This window comes from Rhizobium sp. P38BS-XIX, assembly GCF_012641435.1.
GTDB lineage: Bacteria > Pseudomonadota > Alphaproteobacteria > Rhizobiales > Rhizobiaceae > Rhizobium.
In genome coordinates this window covers 165,547-191,930 of sequence record NZ_JABAIJ010000006.1, presented here as the reverse complement: position 1 = coordinate 191,930, position 26,384 = coordinate 165,547, and the positions used below count along the sequence as shown (strand labels likewise).

29 protein-coding genes are annotated in these 26,384 nt (G+C 60.6%); 16 read left to right on the top strand and 13 right to left on the bottom strand.

The window, feature by feature from the left end; genetic code table 11:
- Positions 1-5: 5 nt before the first annotated feature.
- On the top strand, positions 6-434 hold the full coding sequence (locus HGP17_RS20355) for a hypothetical protein (protein ID WP_168812269.1): 429 nt from the start codon (positions 6-8) through the stop codon (positions 432-434).
- Here the strand turns inward: HGP17_RS20355 and HGP17_RS20350 are convergent.
- Positions 418-1,059, bottom strand: a complete 642-nt coding sequence (locus HGP17_RS20350) for a LysE family translocator (RefSeq protein WP_168812268.1) — start codon at positions 1,057-1,059, stop codon at positions 418-420. The two genes, HGP17_RS20355 and HGP17_RS20350, sit on opposite strands and share 17 nt — an antisense overlap.
- 65 nt (positions 1,060-1,124) lie before the next feature.
- Positions 1,125-1,979, bottom strand: coding sequence for an SDR family NAD(P)-dependent oxidoreductase (locus tag HGP17_RS20345; protein WP_168812267.1), 855 nt, complete (start codon positions 1,977-1,979; stop codon positions 1,125-1,127).
- A gap of 179 nt (positions 1,980-2,158) precedes the next feature.
- Here HGP17_RS20345 and HGP17_RS20340 point away from each other — a divergent pair, with 179 nt between their 5' ends.
- Positions 2,159-3,382, top strand: a complete 1,224-nt coding sequence (locus HGP17_RS20340; protein ID WP_168812266.1) for an argininosuccinate synthase — start codon at positions 2,159-2,161, stop codon at positions 3,380-3,382.
- Between the two features lie 87 nt (positions 3,383-3,469).
- Here the strand turns inward: HGP17_RS20340 and HGP17_RS20335 are convergent, their stop codons facing one another.
- A complete protein-coding gene (locus HGP17_RS20335; protein ID WP_168812265.1) occupies positions 3,470-3,952 on the bottom strand; it encodes a MarR family transcriptional regulator in 483 nt (160 codons plus the stop codon).
- A gap of 161 nt (positions 3,953-4,113) precedes the next feature.
- Between HGP17_RS20335 and HGP17_RS20330 the strand changes: the two genes are divergently transcribed.
- Positions 4,114-4,755 carry a LysE family translocator gene (locus HGP17_RS20330; RefSeq protein ID WP_168812264.1) on the top strand — a complete coding sequence of 214 codons (642 nt, stop codon included), beginning with the start codon at positions 4,114-4,116 and terminating at the stop codon, positions 4,753-4,755.
- A gap of 98 nt (positions 4,756-4,853) precedes the next feature.
- Positions 4,854-6,917: a M3 family metallopeptidase gene (locus HGP17_RS20325; protein ID WP_168812263.1), complete on the top strand. Its 2,064-nt coding sequence runs from the start codon at positions 4,854-4,856 to the stop codon at positions 6,915-6,917.
- Positions 6,918-7,016: 99 nt separating this feature from the next.
- On the opposite strand, the gene HGP17_RS20320 is transcribed toward HGP17_RS20325, so the two are convergent.
- On the bottom strand, positions 7,017-7,547 hold the full coding sequence (locus tag HGP17_RS20320) for a hypothetical protein (RefSeq protein WP_168812262.1): 531 nt from the start codon (positions 7,545-7,547) through the stop codon (positions 7,017-7,019).
- A gap of 101 nt (positions 7,548-7,648) precedes the next feature.
- The gene (locus HGP17_RS20315; RefSeq protein WP_168812261.1) at positions 7,649-8,197 is read right to left on the bottom strand and encodes a hypothetical protein; all 549 of its coding nucleotides are present in this window, start codon (positions 8,195-8,197) and stop codon (positions 7,649-7,651) included.
- A 115-nt stretch (positions 8,198-8,312) separates the two neighbouring features.
- On the opposite strand from HGP17_RS20315, the gene typA reads away from it, so the two are divergent.
- The 3 genes from typA (at position 8,313) to ppa (ending at position 11,471) form a co-directional block, all read left to right on the top strand.
- Positions 8,313-10,130, top strand: a complete 1,818-nt coding sequence (gene typA, locus HGP17_RS20310; RefSeq protein ID WP_168812260.1) for a translational GTPase TypA — start codon at positions 8,313-8,315, stop codon at positions 10,128-10,130.
- Between the two features lie 200 nt (positions 10,131-10,330).
- Positions 10,331-10,837, top strand: a complete 507-nt coding sequence (locus tag HGP17_RS20305) for an N-acetyltransferase (RefSeq protein WP_168812259.1) — start codon at positions 10,331-10,333, stop codon at positions 10,835-10,837.
- 97 nt (positions 10,838-10,934) lie between these two features.
- On the top strand, positions 10,935-11,471 hold the full coding sequence (gene ppa / locus HGP17_RS20300; protein ID WP_168812258.1) for an inorganic diphosphatase: 537 nt from the start codon (positions 10,935-10,937) through the stop codon (positions 11,469-11,471).
- Positions 11,472-11,667: 196 nt separating this feature from the next.
- On the opposite strand, the gene HGP17_RS20295 is transcribed toward ppa, so the two are convergent.
- Entirely contained in the window at positions 11,668-11,991 is a 324-nt protein-coding gene (locus tag HGP17_RS20295; RefSeq protein ID WP_168812257.1) for a YggT family protein, read from the bottom strand.
- A 112-nt stretch (positions 11,992-12,103) separates the two neighbouring features.
- Between HGP17_RS20295 and HGP17_RS20290 the strand changes: the two genes are divergently transcribed.
- Positions 12,104-13,360, top strand: a complete 1,257-nt coding sequence (locus HGP17_RS20290; RefSeq protein ID WP_168812256.1) for an MFS transporter — start codon at positions 12,104-12,106, stop codon at positions 13,358-13,360.
- 69 nt (positions 13,361-13,429) lie between these two features.
- Here the strand turns inward: HGP17_RS20290 and HGP17_RS20285 are convergent, their stop codons facing one another.
- The 6 genes from HGP17_RS20285 to hemC form a co-directional block, all read right to left on the bottom strand.
- Entirely contained in the window at positions 13,430-14,155 is a 726-nt protein-coding gene (locus HGP17_RS20285; protein ID WP_168812503.1) for a glutamine amidotransferase, read from the bottom strand.
- Positions 14,148-14,633 carry a TerB family tellurite resistance protein gene (locus HGP17_RS20280; protein ID WP_168812255.1) on the bottom strand — a complete coding sequence of 162 codons (486 nt, stop codon included), beginning with the start codon at positions 14,631-14,633 and terminating at the stop codon, positions 14,148-14,150. Before HGP17_RS20280 ends, HGP17_RS20285 begins: the two co-directional genes overlap by 8 nt.
- 112 nt (positions 14,634-14,745) lie before the next feature.
- A complete protein-coding gene (locus HGP17_RS20275; RefSeq protein ID WP_168812254.1) occupies positions 14,746-16,353 on the bottom strand; it encodes a heme biosynthesis protein HemY in 1,608 nt (535 codons plus the stop codon).
- 15 nt (positions 16,354-16,368) lie between these two features.
- Positions 16,369-17,625: a hypothetical protein gene (locus HGP17_RS20270; RefSeq protein ID WP_168812253.1), complete on the bottom strand. Its 1,257-nt coding sequence runs from the start codon at positions 17,623-17,625 to the stop codon at positions 16,369-16,371.
- 80 nt (positions 17,626-17,705) lie between these two features.
- Positions 17,706-18,434 carry a uroporphyrinogen-III synthase gene (locus tag HGP17_RS20265; RefSeq protein WP_168812252.1) on the bottom strand — a complete coding sequence of 243 codons (729 nt, stop codon included), beginning with the start codon at positions 18,432-18,434 and terminating at the stop codon, positions 17,706-17,708.
- A gap of 6 nt (positions 18,435-18,440) precedes the next feature.
- Entirely contained in the window at positions 18,441-19,370 is a 930-nt protein-coding gene (gene hemC, locus HGP17_RS20260; protein ID WP_168812251.1) for a hydroxymethylbilane synthase, read from the bottom strand.
- 84 nt (positions 19,371-19,454) lie between these two features.
- On the opposite strand from hemC, the gene tsaD reads away from it, so the two are divergent.
- The 5 genes from tsaD to HGP17_RS20235 are packed head-to-tail and all read left to right on the top strand — an operon-like array spanning position 19,455 to position 22,963.
- Complete coding sequence (gene tsaD, locus HGP17_RS20255) at positions 19,455-20,552, top strand: tRNA (adenosine(37)-N6)-threonylcarbamoyltransferase complex transferase subunit TsaD (protein WP_168812250.1); 1,098 nt, start codon at positions 19,455-19,457, stop codon at positions 20,550-20,552.
- Positions 20,549-21,538: an NAD(P)H-dependent glycerol-3-phosphate dehydrogenase gene (locus HGP17_RS20250; RefSeq protein WP_168812249.1), complete on the top strand. Its 990-nt coding sequence runs from the start codon at positions 20,549-20,551 to the stop codon at positions 21,536-21,538. Before tsaD ends, HGP17_RS20250 begins: the two co-directional genes overlap by 4 nt.
- A 28-nt stretch (positions 21,539-21,566) precedes the next feature.
- Entirely contained in the window at positions 21,567-21,860 is a 294-nt protein-coding gene (locus HGP17_RS20245; RefSeq protein ID WP_168812248.1) for a YciI-like protein, read from the top strand.
- A gap of 3 nt (positions 21,861-21,863) precedes the next feature.
- On the top strand, positions 21,864-22,295 hold the full coding sequence (locus tag HGP17_RS20240) for an EVE domain-containing protein (protein WP_168812247.1): 432 nt from the start codon (positions 21,864-21,866) through the stop codon (positions 22,293-22,295).
- Positions 22,296-22,312: 17 nt separating this feature from the next.
- Positions 22,313-22,963, top strand: a complete 651-nt coding sequence (locus tag HGP17_RS20235) for a methyltransferase (RefSeq protein WP_168812246.1) — start codon at positions 22,313-22,315, stop codon at positions 22,961-22,963.
- Positions 22,964-22,969: 6 nt separating this feature from the next.
- On the opposite strand, the gene HGP17_RS20230 is transcribed toward HGP17_RS20235, so the two are convergent.
- Positions 22,970-23,371, bottom strand: coding sequence for a hypothetical protein (locus HGP17_RS20230; protein WP_168812245.1), 402 nt, complete (start codon positions 23,369-23,371; stop codon positions 22,970-22,972).
- 303 nt (positions 23,372-23,674) lie between these two features.
- Here HGP17_RS20230 and sdhC point away from each other — a divergent pair, with 303 nt between their 5' ends.
- The 3 genes from sdhC to sdhA all read left to right on the top strand — a co-directional run bounded on the left by sdhC (position 23,675) and on the right by sdhA (position 26,383).
- Positions 23,675-24,073: a succinate dehydrogenase, cytochrome b556 subunit gene (sdhC, locus tag HGP17_RS20225; protein ID WP_168812244.1), complete on the top strand. Its 399-nt coding sequence runs from the start codon at positions 23,675-23,677 to the stop codon at positions 24,071-24,073.
- 65 nt (positions 24,074-24,138) lie between these two features.
- A complete protein-coding gene (gene sdhD / locus HGP17_RS20220; protein ID WP_168812243.1) occupies positions 24,139-24,519 on the top strand; it encodes a succinate dehydrogenase, hydrophobic membrane anchor protein in 381 nt (126 codons plus the stop codon).
- Between the two features lie 7 nt (positions 24,520-24,526).
- Complete coding sequence (gene sdhA, locus HGP17_RS20215) at positions 24,527-26,383, top strand: succinate dehydrogenase flavoprotein subunit (RefSeq protein ID WP_168812242.1); 1,857 nt, start codon at positions 24,527-24,529, stop codon at positions 26,381-26,383.
- Position 26,384 lies beyond the last annotated feature (1 nt).

Sequence of the window (26,384 nt, the reverse complement as noted above, 5' to 3'; positions counted from 1 at the left end):
GATTGATGCTCGTCGGACTGCGCAAGCCGATACGCCTCCTGTGGGGCTATGTCGCTGCTTGTGCTCTGATGGGCTTCGTCCTGGCATCCGTGGCGGCGTGGACGGTGCCGGAGACGGCGGCACCCGAACTCTTCGTTCTGACGATCGCACTGACCAAGGTGGCAATGATCGTCAGCATCCTCCCGACGCTGGTCGTGATCCCGATACTGGAATGGCGTGGCATGCGTCGCTGGTATGGATACGCAATTTTCGGCGCCATTCTCTCCGCCGTTGCTTCCATCCTGATTTCAGGCGGAATTGAAAGGCCCCATACCCTCAATCTGATCACGATTGCGGTCTGCTTCGCCTTCCTCGGTGCGGGTAGCGCCACCGTCTATTGGTGGATCGCCGGACGGTTTGCCGGTCGCTGCCGCGTTCTCAGCGAGACTGAGTGAAGAAGATCTTCACCGCGAATATCGAAAAGACGCCGGCGAAGGCATAGTCGAGGCCGCGCATCACACCACGGTTTCTCTGCAGCCATGCCGACAGACCGTCAGCCGCCAGAACGACGAGCGTGTTCACCGGCATGCCGATGACGATGAAGAAGAATCCGAGAAACAGCAGCTTCTGCGTGACGGCGGGGTCACCGGCGGTCACGAACTGCGGCAGGAAGGTCATGAAGAAGATGATGACCTTGGGGTTCAGAAGGTTGACCCAGAAGCCGTTGGAGATGTTGGACAGCGGCGTGCCGCTGACGGCATCGACCTTCTTGACCGAAAGGCTCGAGCCGAAACGGATCGCCTGTACCGCCAACCACAGGAGATAGGCGGCGCCGCCGGTTTTCAGGATCGTGAAGGCTATGGGAGAGGCCGTAATCAGGGCTGATATGCCGAATGCCACCAGGCATGTGTGGACGACGACGCCGAGTGTCGTGCCGAGCACCACGAAGAGTGCCGCCTTTTTGCCTTGTGCCATGGCGCGGCTGATCGACAAGGTCATGTCGGGACCAGGCGTCATTGCCAGCAGCAGGCTTGCTGCGGAAAACGCAAGAAGGGTCGGCAGGCTGGGTATGAAGTCCACGGGTATGCTCCGAAAGCCGGATTGGAGGGCTGTCCGTTCTTATCCGGCTTTCGGTTGATTGCAAATCAATCCTTCTTTTCAAGGAAGGCCTTGAATTGATCGGCATAGTCGGGATGCCAGCGCGACAGCGGCGGCCGGTTTTCGACGATATCGCCGGCTGCCCACAGCATGCGGCGCTCGTCCGTGGGGCGGGCAACATCGTTATCGGGGCAGAGAATGTAGAAATCGCCCTTCTTCAGACTTTCGACCATGAACTCGACTGTCTGCTCCGGCGTCCAGGCGGCAGCGGGCTTTTCGGCACGATCGCCCTTGGTCAGGCCGGTATAGACGAATCCGGGAATGAGAAGATGCGCCGAGATCTTCGAACCCTGCGTGTTGCGCAACTCATGCTCAAGCGCTTCGGTGAAGACTTTTACGCCGGCCTTGGAGACATTGTAGGCCGGATTGCCGGGCGGCGTGGTGATGCCCTGCTTCGAGCCGGTATTGATGATCAGGCCGGGTTCGCCATGGGCCAGCATGCCCGGGCCGAAAGTGCGCGTGCCGTTGATGACGCCGAGGAGATTGACGCCGAGAATTGCGTCCCAGCCCGACTGCGCGCTGAAGATCGAGGTTTCCGGGCCGATGCCGGCATTGTTCATCAACACATGCACGCGGCCGAAGCGCTGATGCACGGTGCGTTCCAATGCTTCCAGCGCGTCCTTGCTGGAGACGTCGGTTTCGACGGCAAGGACATGTTCCTCACCGGCGATTGCCTTGAGATCTGCTGCGGCCTGTGCCAGCCGGTCACCGCCGAGATCGGCGATCGCGACGCTCATGCCAAGCGAGGCGAAATACTTCGCGGCAGCGAGGCCGATGCCGGATGCGCCTCCGGTGATGACGGCAACATTGGATTTCTTGAAAATAGCTTGAATATCGGTCAAAGGCTTGCCCTCCAGGCATTGCGTTCTCGCCGCCGAATATGGCGCTTTGCGAGGAGGTGTCAAACCCGCGCGAAGCACCAGGCCGCGCTTCCCCTTGCGCCTCACGATAATCTCGCTAAAAGTTTCGCGACACAGATTTGCGGGCCTTTCCCCTGGCTCGCCTTGAAACGGAACTCATCATGGCATCACATAAAGACGTGAAGAAAGTCGTTCTCGCCTATTCCGGTGGTCTCGACACCTCGATTATCCTGAAGTGGCTCCAGACGGAGCTGGGCGCCGAAGTCGTAACCTTCACCGCCGATCTCGGCCAGGGCGAAGAGCTGGAGCCGGCACGCAAGAAGGCCGAGCTGCTCGGGATCAAGGAAATCTATATCGAGGACGTGCGCGAAGAATTCGTGCGCGATTTCGTCTTTCCGATGTTCCGTGCCAATGCCGTTTATGAAGGCGTCTATCTGCTCGGCACCTCGATCGCACGTCCGCTGATTTCCAAGCACCTGATCGAGATCGCCAAGAAGACCGGCGCCGATGCCATCGCGCATGGCGCGACCGGCAAGGGCAACGACCAGGTTCGCTTCGAGCTTTCGGCCTATGCCTTGAACCCGGACATCAAGATCATCGCCCCCTGGCGCGACTGGTCGTTCAAGAGCCGTACCGACCTGCTCGAATTCGCCGAGAAGCACCAGATCCCGGTCGCCAAGGACAAGAAGGGCGAAGCGCCATTCTCCGTCGACGCCAACCTGCTGCACTCCTCTTCCGAAGGCAAGGTTCTGGAAGACCCGGCACAGGAAGCTCCGGAATATGTGCATATGCGCACGATCTCGCCGGAAGCCGCTCCCGACAAGGCCACCATCATCAAGGTCGGCTTTGAAAAGGGCGATGCCGTTTCGATCAATGGCGAGCGCCTGAGCCCGGCGACGCTGCTTGCGAAGCTGAACGAATATGGTCGCGACAACGGCATCGGCCGTCTCGATCTCGTCGAGAACCGTTACGTGGGCATGAAGTCGCGCGGCGTTTACGAAACGCCCGGCGGCACGATCCTGCTTGCGGCGCATCGCGCCATCGAATCCATCACGCTCGACCGTGGTGCCGCGCACCTCAAGGACGAGCTGATGCCGCGTTATGCCGAGCTTATCTACTACGGCTTCTGGTTCTCGCCGGAGCGCGAAATGCTGCAGGCTCTTATCGACAAGAGCCAGGAGCATGTCGAGGGCGAAGTCACGCTGAAGCTCTACAAGGGCAATGTCATGACCATCGGCCGCGAAAGCCCGAAGTCGCTCTATTCCGACAAGCTGGTTACATTCGAAGACGACCAGGGCGCCTACGACCAAAAGGATGCGGCCGGCTTCATCAAGCTCAACGCGCTGCGCCTGCGCACGCTCGGCAAGCGCAATCTGTCGAAGTAAACGCCATCAGAATGCAAGAAGCCCGCTTCCGGTCACCGGAAGCGGGCTTTTCATGGGTCATTTTCGCCTTTGACCAATCGGTGGCGATCAGTCCACCGGCCGAAGGTCGCGTTCGATTTCGGCTGGAAGCTCCGAGTTCTGCAGATTGCTGCGGAAGACGCAAAGCGTATCGTGTAGCTGGGTCTGCATTTCCTGGTCGAAGCCTTGCGTGGCGTTGCGTTCGACTTCGCAGACTTCCTTGTCGATCTGCTTCAGCTTGGCGTCCGCCGCTTCGGAAAGCACGATGCGCTTGGCGCGCCGATCGAGCGGATCCGGCTGACGTTCGATCAGGCCGCGAGCCTGCAGCTTATCGAGAAAAGCGCTGACCGTCATCGGCTCCAGCCCCATCCGGGAGGCGATGTCCAGCTGCCGGCTGCCATTGATGGCGGCGACCTGCATCAGCGTCCGCGCTTCGCCAGCCGTCAGGCCGAGCCCGGCGGCAACGATTCGTCGCTCGAAGGCAGATCTGATTAGTCGGGCGCAATCGCTCACAAGGAACGCGAGCGAATCCGTATTAATCCTGCTATTCATAAGCGTTTCCCTACCTACGCTTTTAGTTTTTGGGCCCCGGGCTACGTTCTTATTGGTTTAAACCCATGAATACAACGCTTGTTCGGTGATAAAACGAACGACGACTTGACCGGACTCCGCCGATTGCTACTCTTGGGCGATCCGCAGCAGGAACTCCCACCATGACGCAATCGCTTGTTGTCGGCGCCTTTCTGGCGGCGATGTTCTATGTCCTCATTCCCGGCCCCGCCTTCCTGGCGCTGCTCGGCATCGGCGCAGGGCAGGGGCGCAAGGCGGGCGCGTTTTTTGTCAGCGGGCATCTGTTGGGCGATCTCGTCTGGTCCACGCTTGCGCTCGTCGCCATTGTCGGCGCCAGGACCATCGGTACATTTGTCTTTGATCTCCTGGGGCTGTTGTGCGGCCTCTATCTCGCCTGGATTGGCTGGAGCGCAGTTACGGCCAAGCCGAAGGGTGACGGCAAGTCGCTCGTCAACGTCGACCGCCCGTTTCGCCGCGGCCTGATTTTCGGCGTCACCAATCCGAAGGGATATCCGGTGGCGCTCGCGACCTTCACCGCTTTGGTGGCCGGATCCGCCAACGCGTTGACCTTCGGCGCGCTGCCGCTGCTGCTTGTCATTTCGTTCGCCGGCTTCATAACGGCTGACTTGATCCTGGTCGGCATTATTGGCGCAAGCGCGGTGCGGCGGTTCTACCGTGCGCATGAGCGGTTGATCGTGCGCTGCTCCGGCGTGCTCTTCATGGGCTTTGCGGCCCAGGCGCTCTGGCACGCCACCCCAGGTCTGCTTGGCTTACGCAGGGCCTGACCGCCCCTTGGCGATTTTATTCTGCCCCGCCATACCAATCTGCGGGAGCCAGACTTATATCGTGCTTCGATCAGCTGACTGTCGAAAGGATGCCCCGCATGTCTTCCCAAACCTCCGTCAATCCAGCACTCGTCGAATGGACCGGACATCAGGGGCTACCGCGCTTCGACGCGGTGAAGGATGGTGATTTCGCCTCGGCTTTCGATGCAGCGCTTGCCGCGCACGAGGCGGAGATCGATGCGATTGCCGGCAACAGCGAGAAGCCGACCTTCACCAATACGGTGACTGCGCTCGAAATCGCCGGCGACGAGCTTTCGCGCGTTTCGGCGCTGTTCTGGAACAAGGCCGGCGCCCACACCAACGAGACGATCCAGGGGCTGGAACGTGAGATCGCCCCGAAGATGTCGCGGCACTATTCGAAGATCGGCACGAATGCGGCGCTGTTTTCTCGGCTTGATGCGCTCTGGGAGGGCCGTGACGGGCTTGGGCTGACGCTTGAGGAAACCCGCGTGCTCGAGCGGCACTGGAAGGGCTTCGTCAAAGCGGGTGCCAAGCTGCCGAAAGCGGAGCAGGAGCGTTTGTCCGCGATCAATGAAAAACTGGCCGGTCTCGGCGCGCAGTTCGGCCAAAACGTGCTGGCCGATGAAAAGAGCTGGGCACTCCTTCTGTCGGACGAGGCCGATCTTGCCGGCCTTCCGGACTTCCTGCGCGATGCGATGGCTGCTGCGGCACGCGAACGCGGCGAAGAGGGCAAATACGCCGTCACCCTATCGCGCTCGATCATCGAGCCATTTTTGACGTCCTCGGCGCGTCGCGATCTGCGCGAGCAGGCTTTCAACGCCTGGGTCGCGCGCGGTGCCAATGGCGGCAAGAGCGATAATCGCGAGATCATTCGCGAGACGCTGGCGCTGCGTGCCGAGAAGGCGAAACTGCTCGGCTACGGCAACTTCGCCGAGCTCAAGCTCGACAACACCATGGCAAAGACGCCTGAAGCCGTCAACGACCTGCTCATGACCGTGTGGAAGAAAGCCGCCGCACGCGCTGCAGAGGAAGAGCAGGATATTGCCGCGCTGATCGCCGAAGAGGGCCGCAATCACGAGGTCATGCCTTGGGATTGGCGGCACTACGCCGAAAAGATCCGGACACGGAAGTTCGATTTCTCGGAGACCGAACTGAAGCCTTATCTACAGCTCGAAAAGATCATTGCCGCTTGCTTCGATGTCGCCGGGCGCCTCTTCGGCATCAAGGCCGTCGAGCAGAAAGGCGTTCCCGCCTATCACCCCGATGTTCGCGTCTTCGAGATCCGCGACCGTTCCGACAAGCTCGTCGCGCTGTTCCTCGGAGACTATTTCGCGCGCAGCTCGAAGCGTTCCGGCGCCTGGATGAGCTCGTTCCAGTCCCAGCATAAACTGCCGCTCAAGAACGGTGATGTCGGCGAGCTGCCGATCATCTACAACGTCTGCAACTTCGCCAAGCCGGCCGAAGGCAAGCCGGCGCTGCTGTCTCTCGACGATGCCCGCACGCTCTTCCACGAATTCGGCCACGCGCTGCACGGCATGCTGTCGAACGTCACCTATCCCTCGGTCTCGGGCACCGGCGTTTCCCGCGATTTCGTCGAGCTGCCGTCGCAGCTTTACGAGCACTGGCTGACCGTGCCTGCCATCCTTAGGGAATATGCCGTTCACTATGAAACCGGCGCTCCGATCCCGCAGGCTCTGCTCGACAAGGTTCTGGCAGCGCGCACCTTCAATGCCGGCTTCAACACGGTCGAGTTTACGTCCTCGGCTCTGGTGGACATGGCGTTCCATACGCGCGGCGCGGTCGAAGATCCGATGGCGGTGCAGGGTGACGTGCTGTCCGAGATCGGCATGCCGAAATCCATCGTCATGCGCCATGCGACGCCGCATTTCCAGCATGTGTTTGCCGGTGACGGCTATTCGGCCGGCTACTATTCCTACATGTGGTCGGAAGTGCTCGACGCCGATGCCTTCGCCGCTTTCGAGGAAACGGGCGATGCCTTCAACGCCGACATGGCGGCAAAACTCAAAGGCAACATCTATTCCGTCGGCGGCTCGATCGACCCGGGAGAGACCTACAAGGCCTTCCGCGGCAAGCTGCCGAGCCCAGAAGCCATGCTGAAGAAGAAGGGGCTTGCGGTTTAATCCAATAAGTTTGAGGAAGGCAGCGAAAATTTCGCCAGCCGTGTCTTGGGGTCGGCTTGTAGCCGCATCGGGAGTTGCCGCTGCGGCCGACTTGACCCTTTAACTCTCTGGCTTTTGCTGACTTACACGCGGAGATTTTTGCAACATAAACTTCTCTCCTATACAGGAGAGCATCCATCTCGCTCTAAGCACACGACCAAAATTTTCATCTGTTAGGCGCTCTGTAAGTGCGTCCTGCAAGGTCGGCGTGACAATAACGCGTGCCAGACGGCAATAATTACGAAACTCCTCGGTGTTTCTTTCATCGACGATCTTAAGCAAGACGCTTTCCAGGCGACGAACCTGACGCTTCGATAAGGGGACGCGCTTCAGAAATCTTGCAAGATTTGCCTTGATATAGCCTGATCGAAAGAACCATGGGTCGGCTTCGAGAAATTCGATGGCCATTTCCACACCACGCGCGTCGCCGCCTTTGAGCCGGTCATAGTGCTCCCAAAAGCCTGGCGGATAAGCTGCCTCGACGGCACTCTGAAAGCGTTCAACCAGCTCATGCGTCCGTGGGGAGGCATTGATTGCCTTTCGCGCTTCCTCGACGTCCTTTGCTCGCACAGCCCATGGAAATTTGCTCAATACGTGTCATCCACTCGAAACAAACTACGGACATTCGGTGATCTGCGGCACATTTTTTAACTAGATCTTATGACGCAAAGCCTTGGATTTCTTGCAGCAAGCTATTTGTCGGGCCATGATTTCAATATACGCACGGTTGTCGGCTCCGTTCCGGACCAAAGCTTCAAAGTATACTGGTCATCTCCCTCAAGCCCGTCTTCGCTAATGGTATCGAGGCCGGACATACTGACCCGGACGCCGAGAGTCCCCGCTTTCACCGGAAGACGCGGAGCGGTGGGATCGTAGTCCGTCAAGCCGGCTAAAACGAGTTCGCCGGAAGGGCAGTCGAAATGAGTTTCAACCACGTGCTGGAAGGCGTCGAGGACGAGTGCCGGGCGTTCATCGCACCACTCGACGCGCACTGGTACAGTCATATTGCGAGCCGTATGAATAATGATCGCATGAGGACTGACGGCTATACGGCGCGCGATTACCTCATCGATACCATCGTCAGGTAGCTCGGGATGGGCTGCGTCACGTAGATATATTTGGAAATAGTCGGCAAAGAGATTGCCCTCATAAAGGGTTTTAGACATATGGGCCTCTATAGGTCGGCAATTTCTGTCGAACAGCGTGAAATTAACATATAAGAGAGTTGGGATAGCAGCCATGCAGCCCCTTTCTTGCCTCCCCCCTTTCGCATTCGCGAAAAAAAGGCTATGAGCGCGCCAAATGCAATTGGCGTGTTGACCAGACACTGCGCCCCAGCCTCAGAGATAAAGACATATGGCACTTCGCAACATCGCGATCATCGCGCACGTTGACCATGGGAAAACCACCCTCGTCGACGAGCTTTTGAAGCAGTCCGGTTCGTTCCGTGAGAACCAGCGCGTTGCAGAACGCGTCATGGACTCCAACGACCTGGAAAAGGAGCGCGGGATCACCATTCTTGCCAAGGCGACCTCTGTCGTCTGGAAGGATACCCGCATCAACATCGTCGACACCCCCGGCCACGCCGACTTCGGCGGTGAAGTCGAGCGCATCCTGTCGATGGTGGACGGTGCGATCGTTCTCGTCGATGCCGCCGAAGGCCCGATGCCGCAGACCAAGTTCGTTGTCGGCAAGGCGCTGAAGGTCGGTCTTCGCCCGATCGTAGCGATCAACAAGATCGACCGTCCGGACGCGCGCCACGAAGAAGTCATCAACGAAGTTTTCGACCTCTTCGCCAATCTCGACGCCACCGACGAGCAGCTCGACTTCCCGATCCTCTACGGTTCCGGCCGTAACGGCTGGATGAACTATTCGCCGGAAGGTCCGAAGGACGAAGGTCTCGGCCCGCTTCTCGATCTCGTCGTCAAGCACGTTCCGGAGCCGACCGTCGGCGAAGGCCCGTTCCGCATGATCGGGACGATCCTGGAAGCAAACCCCTTCCTCGGCCGCATCATCACCGGCCGCATTCATTCCGGTTCGATCAAGCCGAACCAGGCCGTCAAGGTTCTTGGTGCTGACGGCAACCTCATCGAAACCGGCCGTATCTCGAAGATCCTCGCCTTCCGCGGCATCGAGCGTCAGCCGATCGAAGAAGCGCAGGCAGGCGACATCGTCGCCATCGCCGGTCTGTCCAAGGGCACCGTTGCGGATACCTTCTGCGACCCGCAGGTCTCGGAGCCGCTGATCGCCCAGCCGATCGATCCGCCGACCGTTACCATGTCCTTCATCGTCAACGACAGCCCCTATGCAGGCACCGAAGGCGACAAGGTAACCTCGCGCGTCATCCGCGACCGCCTCTTCAAGGAAGCCGAAGGCAACGTTGCGCTGAAGATCGAAGAAGCCGAAGGCAAGGATTCGTTCTACGTATCCGGCCGTGGTGAATTGCAGCTCGCAGTTCTGATCGAAACCATGCGTCGCGAAGGCTTCGAGCTTGCCGTGTCGCGTCCGCGCGTCGTCATGCACAAGGACGAGAGCGGCCAGCTGCTCGAGCCGATCGAAGAAGTCGTCATCGACGTCGATGAAGAGCATTCCGGCATCGTCGTGCAGAAGATGTCCGAGCGTAAGGCCGAAATGGTCGAGCTGCGTCCTTCGGGTGGCAACCGCGTCCGTCTGGTCTTCTGGGCGCCGACCCGTGGCCTCATCGGCTACCAGTCGGAACTTCTGACCGATACGCGCGGCACGGCCGTCATGAACCGTCTGTTCCATGACTACCAGCCTTACAAGGGCGAAATCGGTGGCCGCGTTAACGGCGTTCTGCTTGCCAACGAAGCCGGCGAAGCCGTGGCCTACGCCCTGTTCAACCTGGAAGACCGCGGCCCGATGATCATCGACGCCGGCGAGAAGGTTTATGCCGGCATGATCATCGGCATCCACTCGCGCGACAACGATCTCGAAGTCAACGTTTTGAAGGGCAAGAAGCTCACCAACATCCGCGCTGCAGGCAAGGATGAAGCCGTGAAGCTGACGCCGCCGATCCGCATGACGCTCGACCGCGCGCTCTCCTGGATCCAGGACGACGAGCTCGTGGAAGTGACGCCGAAGTCGATCCGCCTGCGCAAGATGTATCTCGATGCCAACGAGCGCAAGCGTTTCGAGAAGGCCCGTCTGGCCTGATCACGCCTCGAAATCGAACCATTCGACCCCGGCCTTCGTGCCGGGGTTTTTATTTTGATGTTCGGTTTTTGAGCCCCTGTCCCAAAGGTTAAAAATCCGTTAATTTTTCTTGATGATCCACGGATAAAGGCTGTGGGCAAGTCCGCCATCTTTATGAATGAGGATGGTTAATTCGTGTTGGCAAGACCAGAGTAGACGTTATGAAGACGTTGTCGATTGATGTTCGGCGGGCAGAACCTGATGATGCCCGAGCCATTTCGGAGGTGCACCGCCAGTCCTGGCAGTACACCTATGCCGGCATCATTCCGCATCGCGCTCTCGGCCAGATGATCGAGCGTCGTGGCGAAAACTGGTGGCGCAAGGCGACGAGTGGCCCGGCGACGCTGCTGGTTCTCGACGTTGCAGGTGAAATTGCAGGCTATGCCACGCTTGGGCTCAACCGTGCTCGCGCCCTGCCGCAGGAAGGCGAGATTTACGAGCTTTATCTGCGTCCTCAATATCAGGGGCTGGGGCTTGGACGCATGCTGTTCGGCGAAGCGCGCCGGCTGTTGAAGTCTCTCGGCTGCAAGGGCCTTGTCGTCTGGTGCCTCGAGGACAACGAAAATGCCTACCGCTTCTATCGCGGACAGGGCGGCGCCGATTTCTGCGAAGGCATCGAAACGTTCGACCATCGGCAGTTGAAAAAGATCGGTTTTGTCTGGCAGTGATGCCAAACTAAATCCGGCGCTATCTCGATGCATTGTTGCGTTGCGTCATGATTCCTATTATTTGGCTGGCGGCAACCATCCTTACGAGGGGACACGCATGCGTATCGACGCGATTTCCATTGGCAAGAACCCGCCCGAAGACATCAACGTCATCGTTGAGGTGCCGGTCGGCGGCCACCCGATCAAGTACGAAATGGACAAGGAAGCCGGCACGCTTGTCGTCGACCGTTTCCTCTATACGCCGATGACCTATCCGGGCAATTACGGCTTCGTTCCTCACACGCTCTCCGAAGACGGTGACCCGATCGACGTGCTGATCGCCAGCACTCGCCCGCTGGTTCCCGGCTGCGTCATCAATGTGCGCCCGATCGGCGTGCTGAAGATGGAAGACAATTCCGGCAAGGACGAGAAGATCATCGCCGTTCCCTCGCCGAAGCTGACGCTGCGCTACGAGAAGGTGAAGGAATATACCGACCTTCCCGATATCACGCTGAAGCAGATCGAGCATTTCTTCGAGCACTACAAGGATCTCGAGCCCGGCAAGTGGGTCAAGATCTTCGGTTGGGGCGGCGCGAAGGAAGCGGGCGAACTGATCATCGAAGCAATCGAGCGCGCCAAGAGAGAAAAGGCCTGATCAAGGCTTCGCGGCAGCGATCTTTTCCGACAGACAAATCCTCCGGCTCGCTTGCGATCCGGAGGATTTTTTATGAAGGATCGCCTTCAAGCGTGCCGGTCGAAGATTTGGCGGGTGCCCGTTCGCGATGTCGCCCGCAACAAAGAGTGCGGGCGAGCGGTATGTCACAATGGCTTGAGCCGCCCGTGGGACGTGCCTAGCGCAGGAACAGCGGAACGATCGAATTCCACATCAGCGAGCGAATGAAGAAGATCAGCAGCAGCAGGATGACGGGCGAGATATCGATGCCGCCCAGATCCGGCAGGATACGGCGGATCGGACGCAGCGCCGGTTCCGTGACCGCATACAGGAAGCTGCCGACGGAATTGACGAACTGATTGCTCGAGTTGATGACGTTGAAAGCATAAAGCCAGGAAAAAATGGCGCTGGCGATCAGCACCCAAGTATAAAGATTCAAAGCCAGATCAATGGTTTGAAATAAGGCGAGCATGTCCGTCTCCATTTCGCGGTTGACAGACATGTAGACATTGGCGACTAAACGGGCAAGTCCCATGCTCCCAAGCGTGTTGAATCATGTTTAAATGGCGAGCAAGCGCCTTTGCGCTGGCCGTCAGCCCGGAAAGTCTTGTCTCATGTCGTTCGCTGCCAGCGGAGACCGGTTTGCCGCCTTCAGGCACATTGCGTATACCTATTTCTTCTTCGCGCGCTTTCTGACCGCGTTCGCGACGCAGGTCGTCAGCGTTTCCGTCGGCTGGCAGATGTATGCGCACACCGGCAAGCCGATCTATCTCGGCCTGATCGGGCTGGTGCAATTCCTGCCATCGCTGTTGCTGATCCTTGTGACCGGGACGGTTGCCGATCGCTATAACAGGCGCATGGTCGCCGCGATCTGCATTTTCGTCGGCACGCTCTGCACGGCGGCGCTGCTGTTCCTCACTGTTTCAGGCACCTTCGCGCCGCTGCCCGTCTTCGTCATCCTCACGGTGTTCGGCATCGAGCGCGCCTTCATGACACCGGCGACGCAATCGCTGGCGCCCAATCTTATCCCGCCCGAAGATCTGACGAACGCCATCACATGGAATTCGATGTCCTGGGATGCCGCTGCCATTCTCGGGCCGGTGGCCGGCGGCCTGCTTTATGGCCTCGGAGCCGACGTCGCCTATACGGTTGCGGTGCTTTTCTTTGGTGCCGGCTCGGTGCTGACCTTCCTGATCCCGAAGCCGCAGCAGCGCGTCGCGCATGAGCGGCGCAGCCTCAACGAAATGCTTGCCGGCTTCCGCTTCATCTGGTCGGAAAAAGTGGTGCTCGGCGCCGTGTCGCTCGATCTCTTCGCCGTGCTTCTCGGTGGCGCCGTCGCGCTGATGCCGGTCTTTGCCCATGATATTCTCGATCTCGGCCCGTGGGGCCTGGGGCTGCTGCGAGCGGCGCCGAGCTTCGGCGCCATCGCCATGGGCCTGTTTCTGGCCACCTATCCGATCCGCCAGCGTGCCGGCATCTGCATGTTCATCGGCGTCGCCCTGTTCGGCCTGGGAACGCTGATCTTCGGCATTTCGCACACGGCCTGGCTGTCGATTGCAGCGCTTGCGATCATGGGCGCGTCCGACTTGATTTCGGTCTATGTGCGTGAAACGCTGATTACGCTATGGACGCCGGATCATGTCCGTGGCCGCGTCAACGCCGTCAACATGGTGTTCGTTGGGGCCTCCAACGAGCTCGGCGAGTTCCGTGCCGGCACCATGGCGCATTATTTCGGTGCTATTCCTGCTGTCGTTGTCGGCGGCATCGGCACGCTCGCGGTCGCTGCCATATGGGCCACGGGCTTTCCGCAGCTCCGCCAGATCGACAGCCTGGACGCACCGGACCGCGAAGGTGAGCCGCAGACCGCTTGAGCGCGATGCGAATGAAGGTCGCAGCGCGATACGGTTGTGGTCTCGGTTCAGGGTAAGAAATTGAAAGCGTCAAGCAGCCATCGCCTGCTTGCCGGCGAAAACCAGATCGAGGAATTCCGATAGCCAGGCCTTGAGAGCGGCATCGAAGATCATCCGGCCTTCCAGGTGTTCGCGGCCCTGCTGGGCGTTGGGCATGCAGAAACGGTGTTCGCCATGCACGACCCAGCGCTGCATCATGGCGCGGGTGAGTTCGGCATGGAACTGCACGCCCCATGCATTGGCGCCGTAACGGTAGGCCTGGTTGGGATAGGTCTCGGCGGTTGCGAGCAGATCGGCGCCGTGCGGCAGCTCGAAGCCTTCACGATGGAAATGATAGACCATCTGCGGCCAGCGCATCAGCAAGCGGCCCTTTTCGGTCGGCTGCAGGGCATACCAGCCGATCTCCGTCTTGCCGTCCTCGCGCGCCATGACCTTGGCGCCGAGATGGCGGGCGAGCAGCTGTGCCCCAAGGCAGATCCCGAGATAGGGCTTGTTCTCCCTAAGGGGAACTTTCAGCCAGTCGGTTTCCGATTTGATGAACTCCTCCGGATCGTTGGCGCTCATCGGACCGCCGAAGACCACGGCACCGGCATGGCGCTCAAGCGTCTGCGGCAGGGGATCGCCGAGAACCGGGCGGCGTATATCGAGATCGTAGCCCTTTTCGAGCAGCATCTGGCCGACACGGCCGGGGCTGGAACGCTCTTGGTGCAGCACGATCAGGACGGGACGGCCGGCGCTCTTCGGCGCTTCAATCATCATTGCCTGTCTCCACCATCGAGCCGGGCGCGCGTGCGGCCGCTTCCTGGCGCTTCATGATGCGTTCGCGATCGGAAATTCCCATCAAATCGGCGATGCGCCAGATTGCATGGTCTTCCATCTCGCTGCGCTCGCCATCGGCATAGACGATATCCCAGAGGATGCCGAGAAGCTCCAGTCGCTGCGTGCTGTCGAGATGGCGCTTCAGGTCGGAGGTGAAGCGATAATAATCCACAGCCTCGCTTTCGGCTTCCTCGCCGGCGGCGATCAGCGCGTCGAGCTGGCGACCATCGAGGCCATATTGTTCTTTCAGCAGCTTGCGCAGCCGCTTCTTCTCGCTGTTCTCGATCTTGCCGTCGGCTTCCATCACCTGGATGCAAAGCGCCGCGACCGCTACGCGCGGATCGTCGGGTGCAAAGCCGGATTTGGGGTGGTCCTGGGTCAGGTTGTGGAGGAATTCCTGAAAGCGTTCAAACATCCGTTTCCATTCTTAAATCAGCTGGAGCAGGTTCTTGGGGCACCATGCTCGATCTTTTCGTTGTCGTGCAATTCCGAATGCAAAACCACCAGGCGCATCTGCTGGAACTGCCTCAGAAAAGCTTGAGACGCGTCTTGGGTTCCGGTTCAAGCTTCCGATCTTTCACGCCTGGATCATCCGGTGCGCCACCGAAGAAGGGCCGGGGTTCCGGCTCTTTTTTGGGCGGCTGCGCCGTGGGCGCTGATGCGCTCGGCGCTGGCTTTGGCGGCGTCGGTTCCAACTCCATGACATAGGAATTGGCAGCGGGCGACGCAACTTTCGGTGAATTTGGCGGCGGCGCTGCGGTTGCGGGAGCAGCCTCGCGAACCGGTGGCAGCGACTTCAGGGCAGCATCGACCGACACAGTCGATCCTTCTTCCACAGGGCCTTCGATCTGGCCGAACGGCGCTTTCCATTCGAAGGCGTCGAGGCGACCTGTCACCGGAGAGAGCGGCAGCCATTTCTCCGAAACGAAACCATCGGCAACCCAGGCGGGATCGCGCGGCGCGCGCAGGGCCTGCGCCATCCAGTGGCGGACGCGGCCTTGATCGCCGGTTTCGGCTTCCTCGATATCGGCCAGCAGCAGGAAAGCGCCTTCGCGGGCATCGATCCTGGCGGCCGCTTCAGCCTTGGCGCGGGCCTTGCTGAAATCTCCGGCGTCCGATGCCGCCTTTGCGGTCAAAAGCAGCGCCTCGACATTGTTCGGGCGGATGGCTTCCAGCCTTTCGGCGCGCTTCAGCCGATCCAGAACGGAATCGCCGCTGCGGGCACGCACATAAGCCTTGCCGATGTCCGGATGCGGATGCGCCTTCCAGACCTGCTCAAGCATGGACGCGGCCTTGCGCACCTTATCTTCACGAAACAGCGCCTTGGCGGCAATGAGTGCCGCAGGCACGAAATCGGCGACAAGCTTCAAGGCTGCGAGCGCATCGTCGCGAGCGCCGGCGGGATCGCTTTCCAGTTTGTCGTTGGCGCGTGCCGTCAGCAGCACTGCGCGCTGGCGATGCGCCGTTTCCTTGTCGACGACATGCGCGACCTTTTGCTGGTCGAGCAGCTTGATGGCATCGTCCCAACGGCCGGACTGGCTGCGGTATTCCAGTGTCGCCTGTGCCGCCCAGGGCAGATAAGGCGCATGGTCCGCAGCCTTTTCCGCATATTGCCGGGCCGCTTCATGCGCGCCAAGCCGTTTTGCTTCGAGGTAGAGGCCGCGCAAGCCAAGCTCGCGTGTTTCGGGATCGTTGGCCATCAACTCGAACTTCTGGCGCGCTTCGTCATGCTTGCCTTCGATCAGGGCGGCCTGCGCTTCGAGAAGGTTGATAAGTGGTTCCTGGTCGGCGCGGATGAGGCCGCGCGTGCGAGCTGCCATTTTGCGGGCCAGCAGCGAATTGCCGGCGCCGGCGGCGATGAGGCCTGTTGAGAGCGCCTGATAGCCGCGGTCCCGCTTGCGGGCGCGGAAATAGCGAGTGACGGAGTAGGGCGAGGTCCAGATCAACCGGATGAACCACCAGACGATCATGACGATGGCGATCAGGGCGATGAGGATGCCTGCGGCCACGATGAGCCGGGTCTGGTAGAGCTGTCCTTCCCAGACCAGCGAAAGATCGCCCGGCCGATCCGCAAGCCACGAGAAGCCATAGCCGAGAGCCAGCACGATAATGGCGAAGATGAGCAGTCTGATCATTGCTGCGCTCCGTCTTTAGTTCTGTTTCCCGGTATTGGCGATGGCCTTCGACAGCGCATCGCTTACCAGATCCTCGACCCGGATGCGGGCTTCCAGGGATTGCTTGAAGGCGGCCGAGGCGGACTTGGCAGCTTCGGGCAGGCTGTTCCACTCCGTGACCGCGCCCGGCAGATCGCCATTCTTCACCTTATCCTCGAAGCGCGCGGCGATCGCATCAACGCCGTCGCCGGGAACATTGCCGACCGGACGCACCTGAACCAGCGATTTTGCGCCCGACATCAACCGGTCGCTCCAGCTCTGGTTGGGGTTGTCGTTCTGCGTCGCAGTAACGATGCCGGTCGTCACATCGGTGACCTGACGGATCAGGTCGGCACGCGAGGGAACGCCGGTCTGGGCAAAGTTCTTGAGATCGGTCACGGCCGGATCGTCCGGCGCGACATTGGCGAACGTATCGAGCTCAGGACGGAAGGGGCCGCCGCGATCGATCGCGGCCTTCAAGGCTGCGGCGGCGATGGCGCGCGCTACGGCGCTTTCCTGGCTCGGTTCGCTGAGCTTCTTTTCGGCATCGTCCAGCCGCTTGCTGACTTGCGCGTCGGACGTCGCCTGGCTTTCGGTCGCTTTTCCAAGGTCAGCCTTCAACTGACCGAGTTCCGAGGTCAGAGCTGCAATCTTCTGGTCGGCATCGCCGCTTGTCGCTCCAGCCGAACCGCTTGACGACGAGCTGCTGGCAGCCGTCTCAAGCGCCGAAACGCGAGCGGCGAGTGCGTCGTCCGGCTGTGCTGCCGGCGCTGCACTAAGCTTGGCGACGGTCTGCTTCAGCTCGGTCATCTGCTCGTTGAGGGTTGCGATCTCTGCGGAGTTATCCTTGGCCGCGCTTCGGCCTGGCAACAGACCTGCATATTGCACTGCCCCGGCGCAAATGAGCGCAATCAAGCCGCCGACGATACCGGCGGCGATCAGGCCCGATGTCGCGCCTTCACGTCGCGGCTGCGCGGCGTAGGTGGAAGCAGGATCGGATTGCTGGGCACGAGTGGATGCGGGTTCTTCTGCATCGCGTTCGAAGGTTTGCTCCCCGGCGTTTTCGCGCAGGGGCTCCTTCTCCGCTTCGAATGGCATTTCCACTTCATTGGCGGAAGACGAGCCGAATTCATCGTGGCTGCGTTCCGTCACATCTTCGGGTGCTGCGTCCTGCGCAGTTTTTTCGGCTTCCAGATCAATCGTGACCGGCTCGTCGTTGGGCTTCGAATGGTTAGGCGGTTTTCCCGGTACCATGAGGTCCTCTTTTCATGCGCTGCAACGAAGTTAGACAGACAAGGCGATTATGGAAAGGCCTTTAGATCAAAATTGAGGCCTTAGGCGGTGACGAGCAGCGCCAAAAGCTGGTCTTCATTCGGCATTTCGGCGATATCGGCGTGTAAACGCATGGCCGGCGGAATTGCTCCTGCCACGGCTTCGCTCAGGCAGAGGAAGCGTGTTTCCGACAGGGCCGCGGGGTTCTTTTGTATGAATGGCAGCACGAAAAAACGCCGCGCCGTCTGATGGGAATAGAGTAGCACCGCATCTGCCGGCGCATCTTCGAACAGCTGACGAAGGATAGCCTCGTCGGGGATCGTATCCTGCATCCGGTAGCATTCCACCGTGCGGAACGGCAGTTGCAGTTCCGTCAGCTTCGCCTCGAAGCCGGCAGCGCGCGGATCTCCCGCGAGATAAAGGAGTGGAGATTGCGCAGGGCCGCCCATGCGCGCGGAAATCAGCGTCGCCAGCTCGATGCCACCGCCTTCGGACGCGGTAATATCGGTAAAGCCGAGACCCGCCGCCTCTTTGGCTGTTGATTTGCCGACGGCGAACATTGGACGATGGAAGTGTCGGGCGAGATCCGGCCCCAGTGTCGCCAGCGCGCGGATCGCTTCAGCGCTGGTGACGGCGATCGCGCCTTCGGTGTTCGAGAGGGCCCGGGCAGCCTCCCCAGTGTGATGGATCGGCTCGGCAAGCGAAAGCAGGAATGCGTCGTGTCCCATCTGCGTCAGCCGCCTGACGGTGCGTTCACCCGAATGCCGTGGGCGGGTGACGACGACGCGCATCGCCTATCAGGTCCAGTCTTCGAAGAAGTCGCTGCCAGCCTCGGCGCGGATCGCCTGGCCGGCATTGACGCCGAGGGCCTCGGCATCGCGGCGATGGCCTTCGATGGTGGTCGTGTGAACCTGCGTGCCGTCCGGCGTCAGAATCATGCCAAAGAAGCGCAGATGATCGCCTTCGCAAATTGCGTAGCCGGCTATCGGCGTACGACAGGAGCCGTCGAGTGCGGCCAGGAAGGCGCGTTCGCAGGAGACTGCGTCGAAAGTCGGACTGTCGTTGACGGCGGCGAGCAGATCGTTCATCCGCGCGTCGCTGATGCGGCTTTCGATGGCGATGGCACCCTGTGCGGGAGCCGGCGGGAATTCATCGGGATCAAGAATATCGGTGAGGGTCTCGACCATGCCGAGGCGCTTCAGGCCCGCGAGCGCCAGCAAGGTCGCATCGGCCTGTCCTTCTTCCAGCTTGCGCAGGCGGGTCTGGACCGAGCCGCGGAAGGTAATGACGTTGATGTCCGGGCGCAGGCGGCGGATCAGCGCCTGCCGACGCAGCGACGCCGAGCCGACGGTCGCGCCATGCGGCAGTTCGATCAATTTCGGCGCGGTGCGGCCGATGACGGAATCGCGCATATCTTCGCGCGGCAGATAGGCGGTCAAAGCCAGGCCGCTCGGCAGCTTCGTCGCCATGTCCTTGGCGGAGTGCACGGCGAAGTCGAGTTCGCCCGAGGTCAGCTTCTCTTCCAATTCCTCGGTGAACAGGCCCTTGCCGCCGATCGCCGCCAGCGAGCGGTCGGTGATGCGATCACCCTTGGTGGTGAGAACGACGATTTCGAACATCTCCTCCGGAAGGCCGTGGGCCGCCATCAGACGGTCGCGCGCCTCGTGTGCCTGGGCAAGCGCCAGCGGGCTGCCGCGCGTGCCGATCCGGAAAGGTTTTGTTTGCATCCGCTTTGATCCGTTGTTACCGACAGTTCCCGTAACCATATTTCCGCTTTACCGCAATCGACCTGTAGGCAACGAACACTCTCCATGTCATCGAATCTTCGCATTCTCGGCATAGAAACAAGCTGCGACGAGACCGCCGCCGCCATTGTCGAACGCCGGGATGACGGTACGCCTACCGTTTGTTCCGATGTCGTCCTCAGTCAGTTGGACGAGCATAGCGCCTATGGCGGCGTCGTGCCGGAAATTGCTGCACGAGCCCATGTCGAGGCGCTCGATACGTTGATAGACGAAGCATTGAAACGCGCCAATGTGTCGCTCTCAGACGTCGATGCGATCGCCGCAACGTCCGGTCCGGGTCTTATCGGCGGCCTGCTCGTCGGGCTGATGACCGGCAAAGCGATTTCGCGCGCGACCGGCAAGCCATTATACGCCATCAACCATCTGGAAGGCCATGCGCTTACCGCGCGGCTGACGGACGGCCTTTCCTTTCCCTACCTGATGCTGCTCGTTTCCGGCGGCCATACCCAGCTTATTCTGGTGCGCGGCGTCGGTCAGTACGAACGCTGGGGCACGACCATCGATGACGCCCTCGGTGAAGCCTTCGACAAGACGGCCAAGCTTTTAGGGCTGCCCTATCCCGGCGGTCCCGCAGTGGAGGCAGCCGCGAAGAACGGTAATCCGGATCGTTTCGATCTGCCGCGGCCTCTGGTTGGCGAAGCGCGTCTCGATTTTTCCTTTTCCGGTCTGAAGACGGCGGTGCGGCAGGCGGCGACGGCGATCGCTCCGGTGACGGAGCAGGATATTGCCGATATCTGCGCCTCTTTCCAGAATGCGATCTCGCGCACTTTGAAGGACCGCATCGGTCGTGGGCTGCAGCGCTTCAAGGCGGAATTTCCGAAGACCGAGGAAAAGCCATCGCTTGTCGTGGCGGGCGGTGTCGCCGCCAATCTCGAGCTGCGCCGCACGCTGCAGGAGCTTTGCGATGCCAACGGCTTTCGCTTCATCGCGCCGCCATTGAGATTGTGTACGGACAATGCCGTCATGATCGCCTGGGCGGGACTGGAGCGCATGGCGACGGGGGCTGCGCCTGACGATCTCGACGTGCAGCCGCGCTCGCGCTGGCCGCTGGACCAGAAGGCGGAAACCCTGCTCGGATATGGCAAGCGAGGAGCGAAGGCATGAGCGGTAACGAACGGATTGCAGTCATCGGCGCCGGCGCTTTCGGCACCGCGCTCGCAGCGGTGATTGCATTGACCGGCCGTGTCGACGTGACGCTCGTCGGGCGCAAGGCCGCGCTGATGGCCGATCTGGCTGCCGATCGCATGCATGACGCCGTGTTGCCCGGAATAGCGTTGCCGGATTCGCTAGGCTTTTCCGCCGAGCCGGATGCCGTTGCCAATGCCGGCATCGTTCTTTTCGCCATGCCGTCGCAGGCGCAGGCCGATGCTGCCCGCTATTATGGCCCCTATCTGGCCAAGGATGCCGTCGTCGTCACCTGCGCCAAGGGGATAGACAAGGTGTCCGGCGATCTCCTCACCAACATGCTGGGCCGCGAGCTGCCGCAGCATGCCATTGCCGTTCTCTCCGGGCCTGGCTTTGCCGCCGACATCGCCAAGGGCCTGCCGACGGCCATGGCGATTGCCGCAGCCGATATGGCGGTGGCCGAACGGCTTGCGCAGGCGATTTCCGGGCCGACCTTCCGTCTCTACGCCTCCGATGACCGCATTGGCGTTCAGCTTGGCGGTGCTTTGAAGAATGTGCTGGCGATTGCCTGCGGCATCGTCGAGGGCCGTGGCATCGGCGATTCCGCCCGTGCGGCGCTGATCAGCCGTGGGCTCGCCGAGATGTCGCGCTTCGTCGCAGCAAATGGCGGCAAGGCCGAAACCGTGCGCGGCCTTTCCGGCCTCGGCGACCTCGTACTGACAGCCACCAGTCACCAATCCCGCAATCTGCGTTTCGGTATCGCACTCGGTGAGGGCCAAGCCGCCGATCCGACGCGCGGGGCGCTGGTCGAGGGCGCTTATGCGGCCTCTATCGCCGCGCGGCTCGCTCATGAACTGAATGTGGAGATGCCGATCACCGATGCGGTATCCGCCATCATCGACGGCAAGCTCGACATTGCCACGGCCATCGGGCAATTGATGACACGGCCGATTACGACTGAATAATTTTGGATATCTGAAGGAGCGCCAAGCAATGCTGTTCGCCTTTGTCTGCAAGGATAAGCCCGGTCACCTGAATGTCCGCACGGAAGCGCGCCCTGCGCATGTGGAACATCTCAACAGGCTCAATGCCGAAGGGACGCTCAAGATGGCCGGCCCCTTCCTCGATGCCGATGGCAAGCCGAATGGCAGCCTCGTTGTCGTCAATGTCGAGACCGCCGAGGCGGCCAAGGCACTTGCCGATTCCGACCCCTATGCAAAGGCCGGCCTTTTCGAGAGCGTCGAAATCAGGCCGTTCAACTGGGTCTTCAACAATCCGGAGGCATAAGGCGTGGCGCACTGGCTTTACAAATCCGAACCGTCGGCCTGGTCCTGGCAGCAGCAGAAGGATGCCGGCGAAAAAGGCACCGAGTGGACCGGCGTGCGCAACTACCTCGCCCGCAACAACATGCGAGCCATGCAGATCGGCGACAAGGGCTTCTTCTATCACTCCAATGACGGGCTCGAAGTCGTCGGCCTCGTCGAGGTCTGCGCGCTCGCGCATCCCGATTCGACCGCCAAGGACGATGCTCGCTGGGAGTGCGTCGACATTCGTGCCGTTCGCGACATGCCGAAATTCGTCTCCTTGAAGGACATCAAGGCCAACCCGAAGCTTTCGCAAATGGCGCTCGTCACCTCCATGCGGCTTTCCGTGCAGCCGGTGACGGATGATGAATGGCTCGAAGTCTGCCGTATGGGTGAACTCGACAATCCACCCGTCTGATTCGGTTCGAGGCGTCATTGAAAACCGATCCCGAACGCTTCATCCGCGCCAATACCAGCCTTATGACGCCTCCGCATGTGCCGGAAATCCGGCTGCATCTTGCAAGCGAGGCGCATGAGCTCTGGCTGAAGACGGAAGAGGAGCTGGAAGAGATCGGTCTGCCGCCGCCCTTCTGGGCCTTTGCCTGGGCGGGCGGCCAAGGCCTGGCACGCTACGTTCTCGACCATCCGGAAGTCGTGGCGGGCAAACGCGTCCTGGATTTCGCCAGCGGCTCCGGGCTTGTCGCGATTGCAGCCAAGCGTGCGGGCGCGTCCGATGTGCTGGCCGTCGATATCGATCCATGGGCCGGCACGGCGATCCGGTTGAATTCAACTGAAAATGGGGTGGAAATCGCTTCTGCAGGCGGCGATATCGTCGGCCAAGCGGTGGAGGCCGACGTTATTCTGGCCGGCGATGTCTTTTACGATCAGGACTTTGCCGCGAGCCTTGTTCCCTGGCTGCGGCAGCTCGCGAGCGAGGGAAAACTTGTTCTCGTCGGCGACCCGGGCAGGGCCTATCTTCCAAAGGATCGTCTCGAGGCGCAGGCAACCTATCAGGTCCCCGTCACCCGGGCGCTTGAGGACAGCGAGATCAAGAAGACGACGGTCTGGCGATTTCTCGCCGATTAAGCAGCATCAGTGCCGGATGACACAGACGCCCGCCTCATATGAGCATGGGTTGGGGGCGTAGCGCACATTGATGACCTTGGCGCGGGGACGCAGTTGGACCGGGGCAGGTCGCGCATAGGGATTATAGCCACCATAGCCGACGACATAGGTGCCGCCATCGGCCTGATAGATATCAGCGCTACCCGCATAGGTGCCGGCGCTTGCCGCTTCGCGGCGCTCCATGAGAACTATTCGGGCAGGCTGCTGACGGCCCGAACCCTGCGGCTCGGAAATCTGATGCAGGCGCACGATGCCGGAATGACTGTGGTGATGCCAGTGGCGATAATCGCCTGCGATTGCCGTGGTGGCGGAACCGGCGGCTCCTACCGCCAAAATGAGCGCTGCTGCCTTGAAAAGATGCGGCCTCATGATTCGTCTCGCCTTCAATCCGTTAAAGAAATATTAACGGCAGATTGCCCCAAGACCGGCGTGAAGTCCACGTCATGGTTGATGAAATGGTAAATAGCCCGCAATGGGAAGCCCATCCTTGCATGCTCGCTAAAGTGCAGAGCGATCACAATCGATTAAATTCGAAGCATGCAGCAATTGTGCTTGTCGATAGGCATTTCGGCGATTAATGGTCGCAATGATGCAACGCACACTGCACGTCCCCGTGCGCGCGTTGCCCCGGATATCCGGGTTCTAAGCGTATCGTAACGCCGCGAGGTTCTGATGGCGAACGTCACACAAAACCGGCCCCTGTCGCCGCATCTGCAAATTTACAAACCCATCCCCACCATGGTCATGTCGATCGTCCACCGCATCACCGGCGGCGCGCTCTACTTCGGTACCGTGCTGGTTGCCTGGTGGCTCATTGCCGCGGCGACGGGCCAGGCCTATTTCGACCTGGTCAACTGGATCATGGGCACGCTCATCGGCCGGATCATTCTGTTCGGCTACACTTGGGCGTTGCTCCACCACATGATCGGCGGCTTCCGCCATTTCGTCTGGGATCTCGGGCATGGTTTCGATCCTGCCGTCTCGACCAGAATGGCAAAGCTGACGCTCGTCGCCTCGATCTGTCTGACCGTCCTGGTCTGGGTCATCGGCATCGTCATCCGGCTGGGTTGATTGGCATGATCGCTCCTGAAGGTGCTCCAATGCCTCTCGGGATCATGCTTTAAAGGATATTTCTCATGGATATGCGCACTCCTCTGGGCAAAGTCCGCGGTCTCGGTTCCGCCAAGGAAGGCACCGATCATTTCTGGCGTCAGCGCCTGACCGCCGTTGCCAACGTTCCTCTCTTCCTCTTCTTCGTCATTTTCCTGCTGATCTATGCCGGCGCGCCCTACGCGGAAGTCGTGCATGCGATCTCGAACCCCATCGTCGCCGTCATCTTCGGCCTGATGGTGATCTCCGGCGTCATTCACATGAAGCTCGGCATGCAGGTCATCATCGAAGACTATGTGCACGGCGAATTCGGCAAGATCGTCCTTCTCATGCTCAACACGTTTTTCGCGATCATTCTGGCGGGGCTCTGTCTTTTCGCCATTCTGAAGATCGCGTTCGTAGGATAATTGCATCATGGCACCGAACTCATCCGCTCAGAATGGGGCTGCCCAGAACGGGAAAGCCTACAAGTATATCGATCACTCCTATGACGTGATCGTCGTCGGCGCCGGCGGCGCCGGGTTGCGCGCTACGCTCGGCATGGCCGAGCAGGGTTTCCGCACCGCCTGCATCACCAAGGTCTTCCCGACGCGCTCACACACGGTTGCGGCGCAGGGCGGCATTGCCGCCTCGCTGCAGAACATGACGCCGGACAGCTGGCAGTGGCACCTCTACGACACCGTCAAGGGCTCCGACTGGCTCGGCGACGTCGACGCCATGCAGTACATGGTCATGGAAGCGCCGAAGGCCGTTTACGAGCTTGAGCACTACGGCGTGCCCTTCTCGCGTAACGAGGAAGGCAAGATCTATCAGCGTCCGTTCGGCGGCCACATGCAGAATTTCGGCGAGGGACCGCCGGTACAGCGCACCTGTGCCGCCGCCGACCGTACCGGCCATGCCATCCTGCACACGCTCTATGGCCAGTCGCTGCGCAACAACGCCGAATTCTTCATCGAATATTTCGCGCTCGACCTCATCATGTCCGATGACGGCAGCCGCTGCACCGGCGTCGTTGCCTGGTGCCTCGATGACGGTACGATCCATCGCTTCGCCGCCAAGATGGTGGTGTTGGCGACCGGCGGTTACGGCCGCGCTTATTTCTCGGCCACATCAGCCCATACCTGCACCGGCGACGGCGGTGGTATGGTGGCCCGTGCCGGCCTGCCGCTGCAGGATATGGAATTCGTTCAGTTCCACCCGACCGGCATCTACGGCTCCGGCTGCCTGATCACCGAAGGTGCTCGCGGCGAAGGCGGATATCTCGTCAATTCCGAAGGCGAGCGCTTCATGGAGCGCTATGCTCCCTCGGCGAAGGACCTTGCCTCGCGCGACGTCGTTTCGCGCTGCATGACGCTTGAGATCCGCGAGGGACGCGGCGTTGGCAAAAACAAGGACCACATCTTCCTGCACCTCGACCATCTTGATCCGGCCGTGCTGCATGAGCGTCTGCCGGGTATTTCCGAAAGCGCCCGCATCTTCGCCGGTGTCGACGTGACCCGTGATCCGATCCCGGTTCTGCCGACCGTTCACTACAACATGGGCGGCATTCCGACGAACTACTGGGGCGAGGTGCTGAACGCCGACAGCAACAATCCCGAGCGCGTGCTGCCGGGGCTGATGGCCGTCGGTGAAGCCGGCTGCGCTTCGGTGCACGGCGCCAACCGCCTCGGCTCCAACTCGCTGATCGACCTTGTGGTCTTCGGCCGCGCCGCCGCCATCCGCGCCGGTCAGGTCATCGACCGCGTCGGCCCGGTTCCGCCCGTCAACGTTGCGGCCTGTGACAAGATCATGGATCGCTTTGATCGTCTGCGCCACGCCAGCGGCTCGACGCCGACGGCCGCGCTGCGCGAAAAGATGCAGCGCGCCATGCAGGAAGATGCGGCCGTGTTCCGTACCCAGGAATCGCTGGAATCCGGTTGCCGCCGTCTTTCGGAGATCTGGGGCGAAATGTCCGACATCAAGGTCACCGACCGTTCACTGATCTGGAATTCCGATCTCGTCGAAACGCTCGAACTGCACAATCTGATGTCCAACGCCATCACGACGATCTATGGCGCCGAGGCCCGCAAGGAAAGCCGCGGCTCGCATGCCCGCGAGGACTATACCGAGGGCAAGTTCGCCGGCCGTGACGACGAAAACTGGCGCAAGCATACGCTTGCATGGGTCAACGAGGCAGGCAAGGTGACGCTGGATTATCGTCCGGTTCACACAGACCTGATCGCCGAAGGCATCGATCCGCACAAGATCGAGCCGAAGGCACGCGTGTATTGAT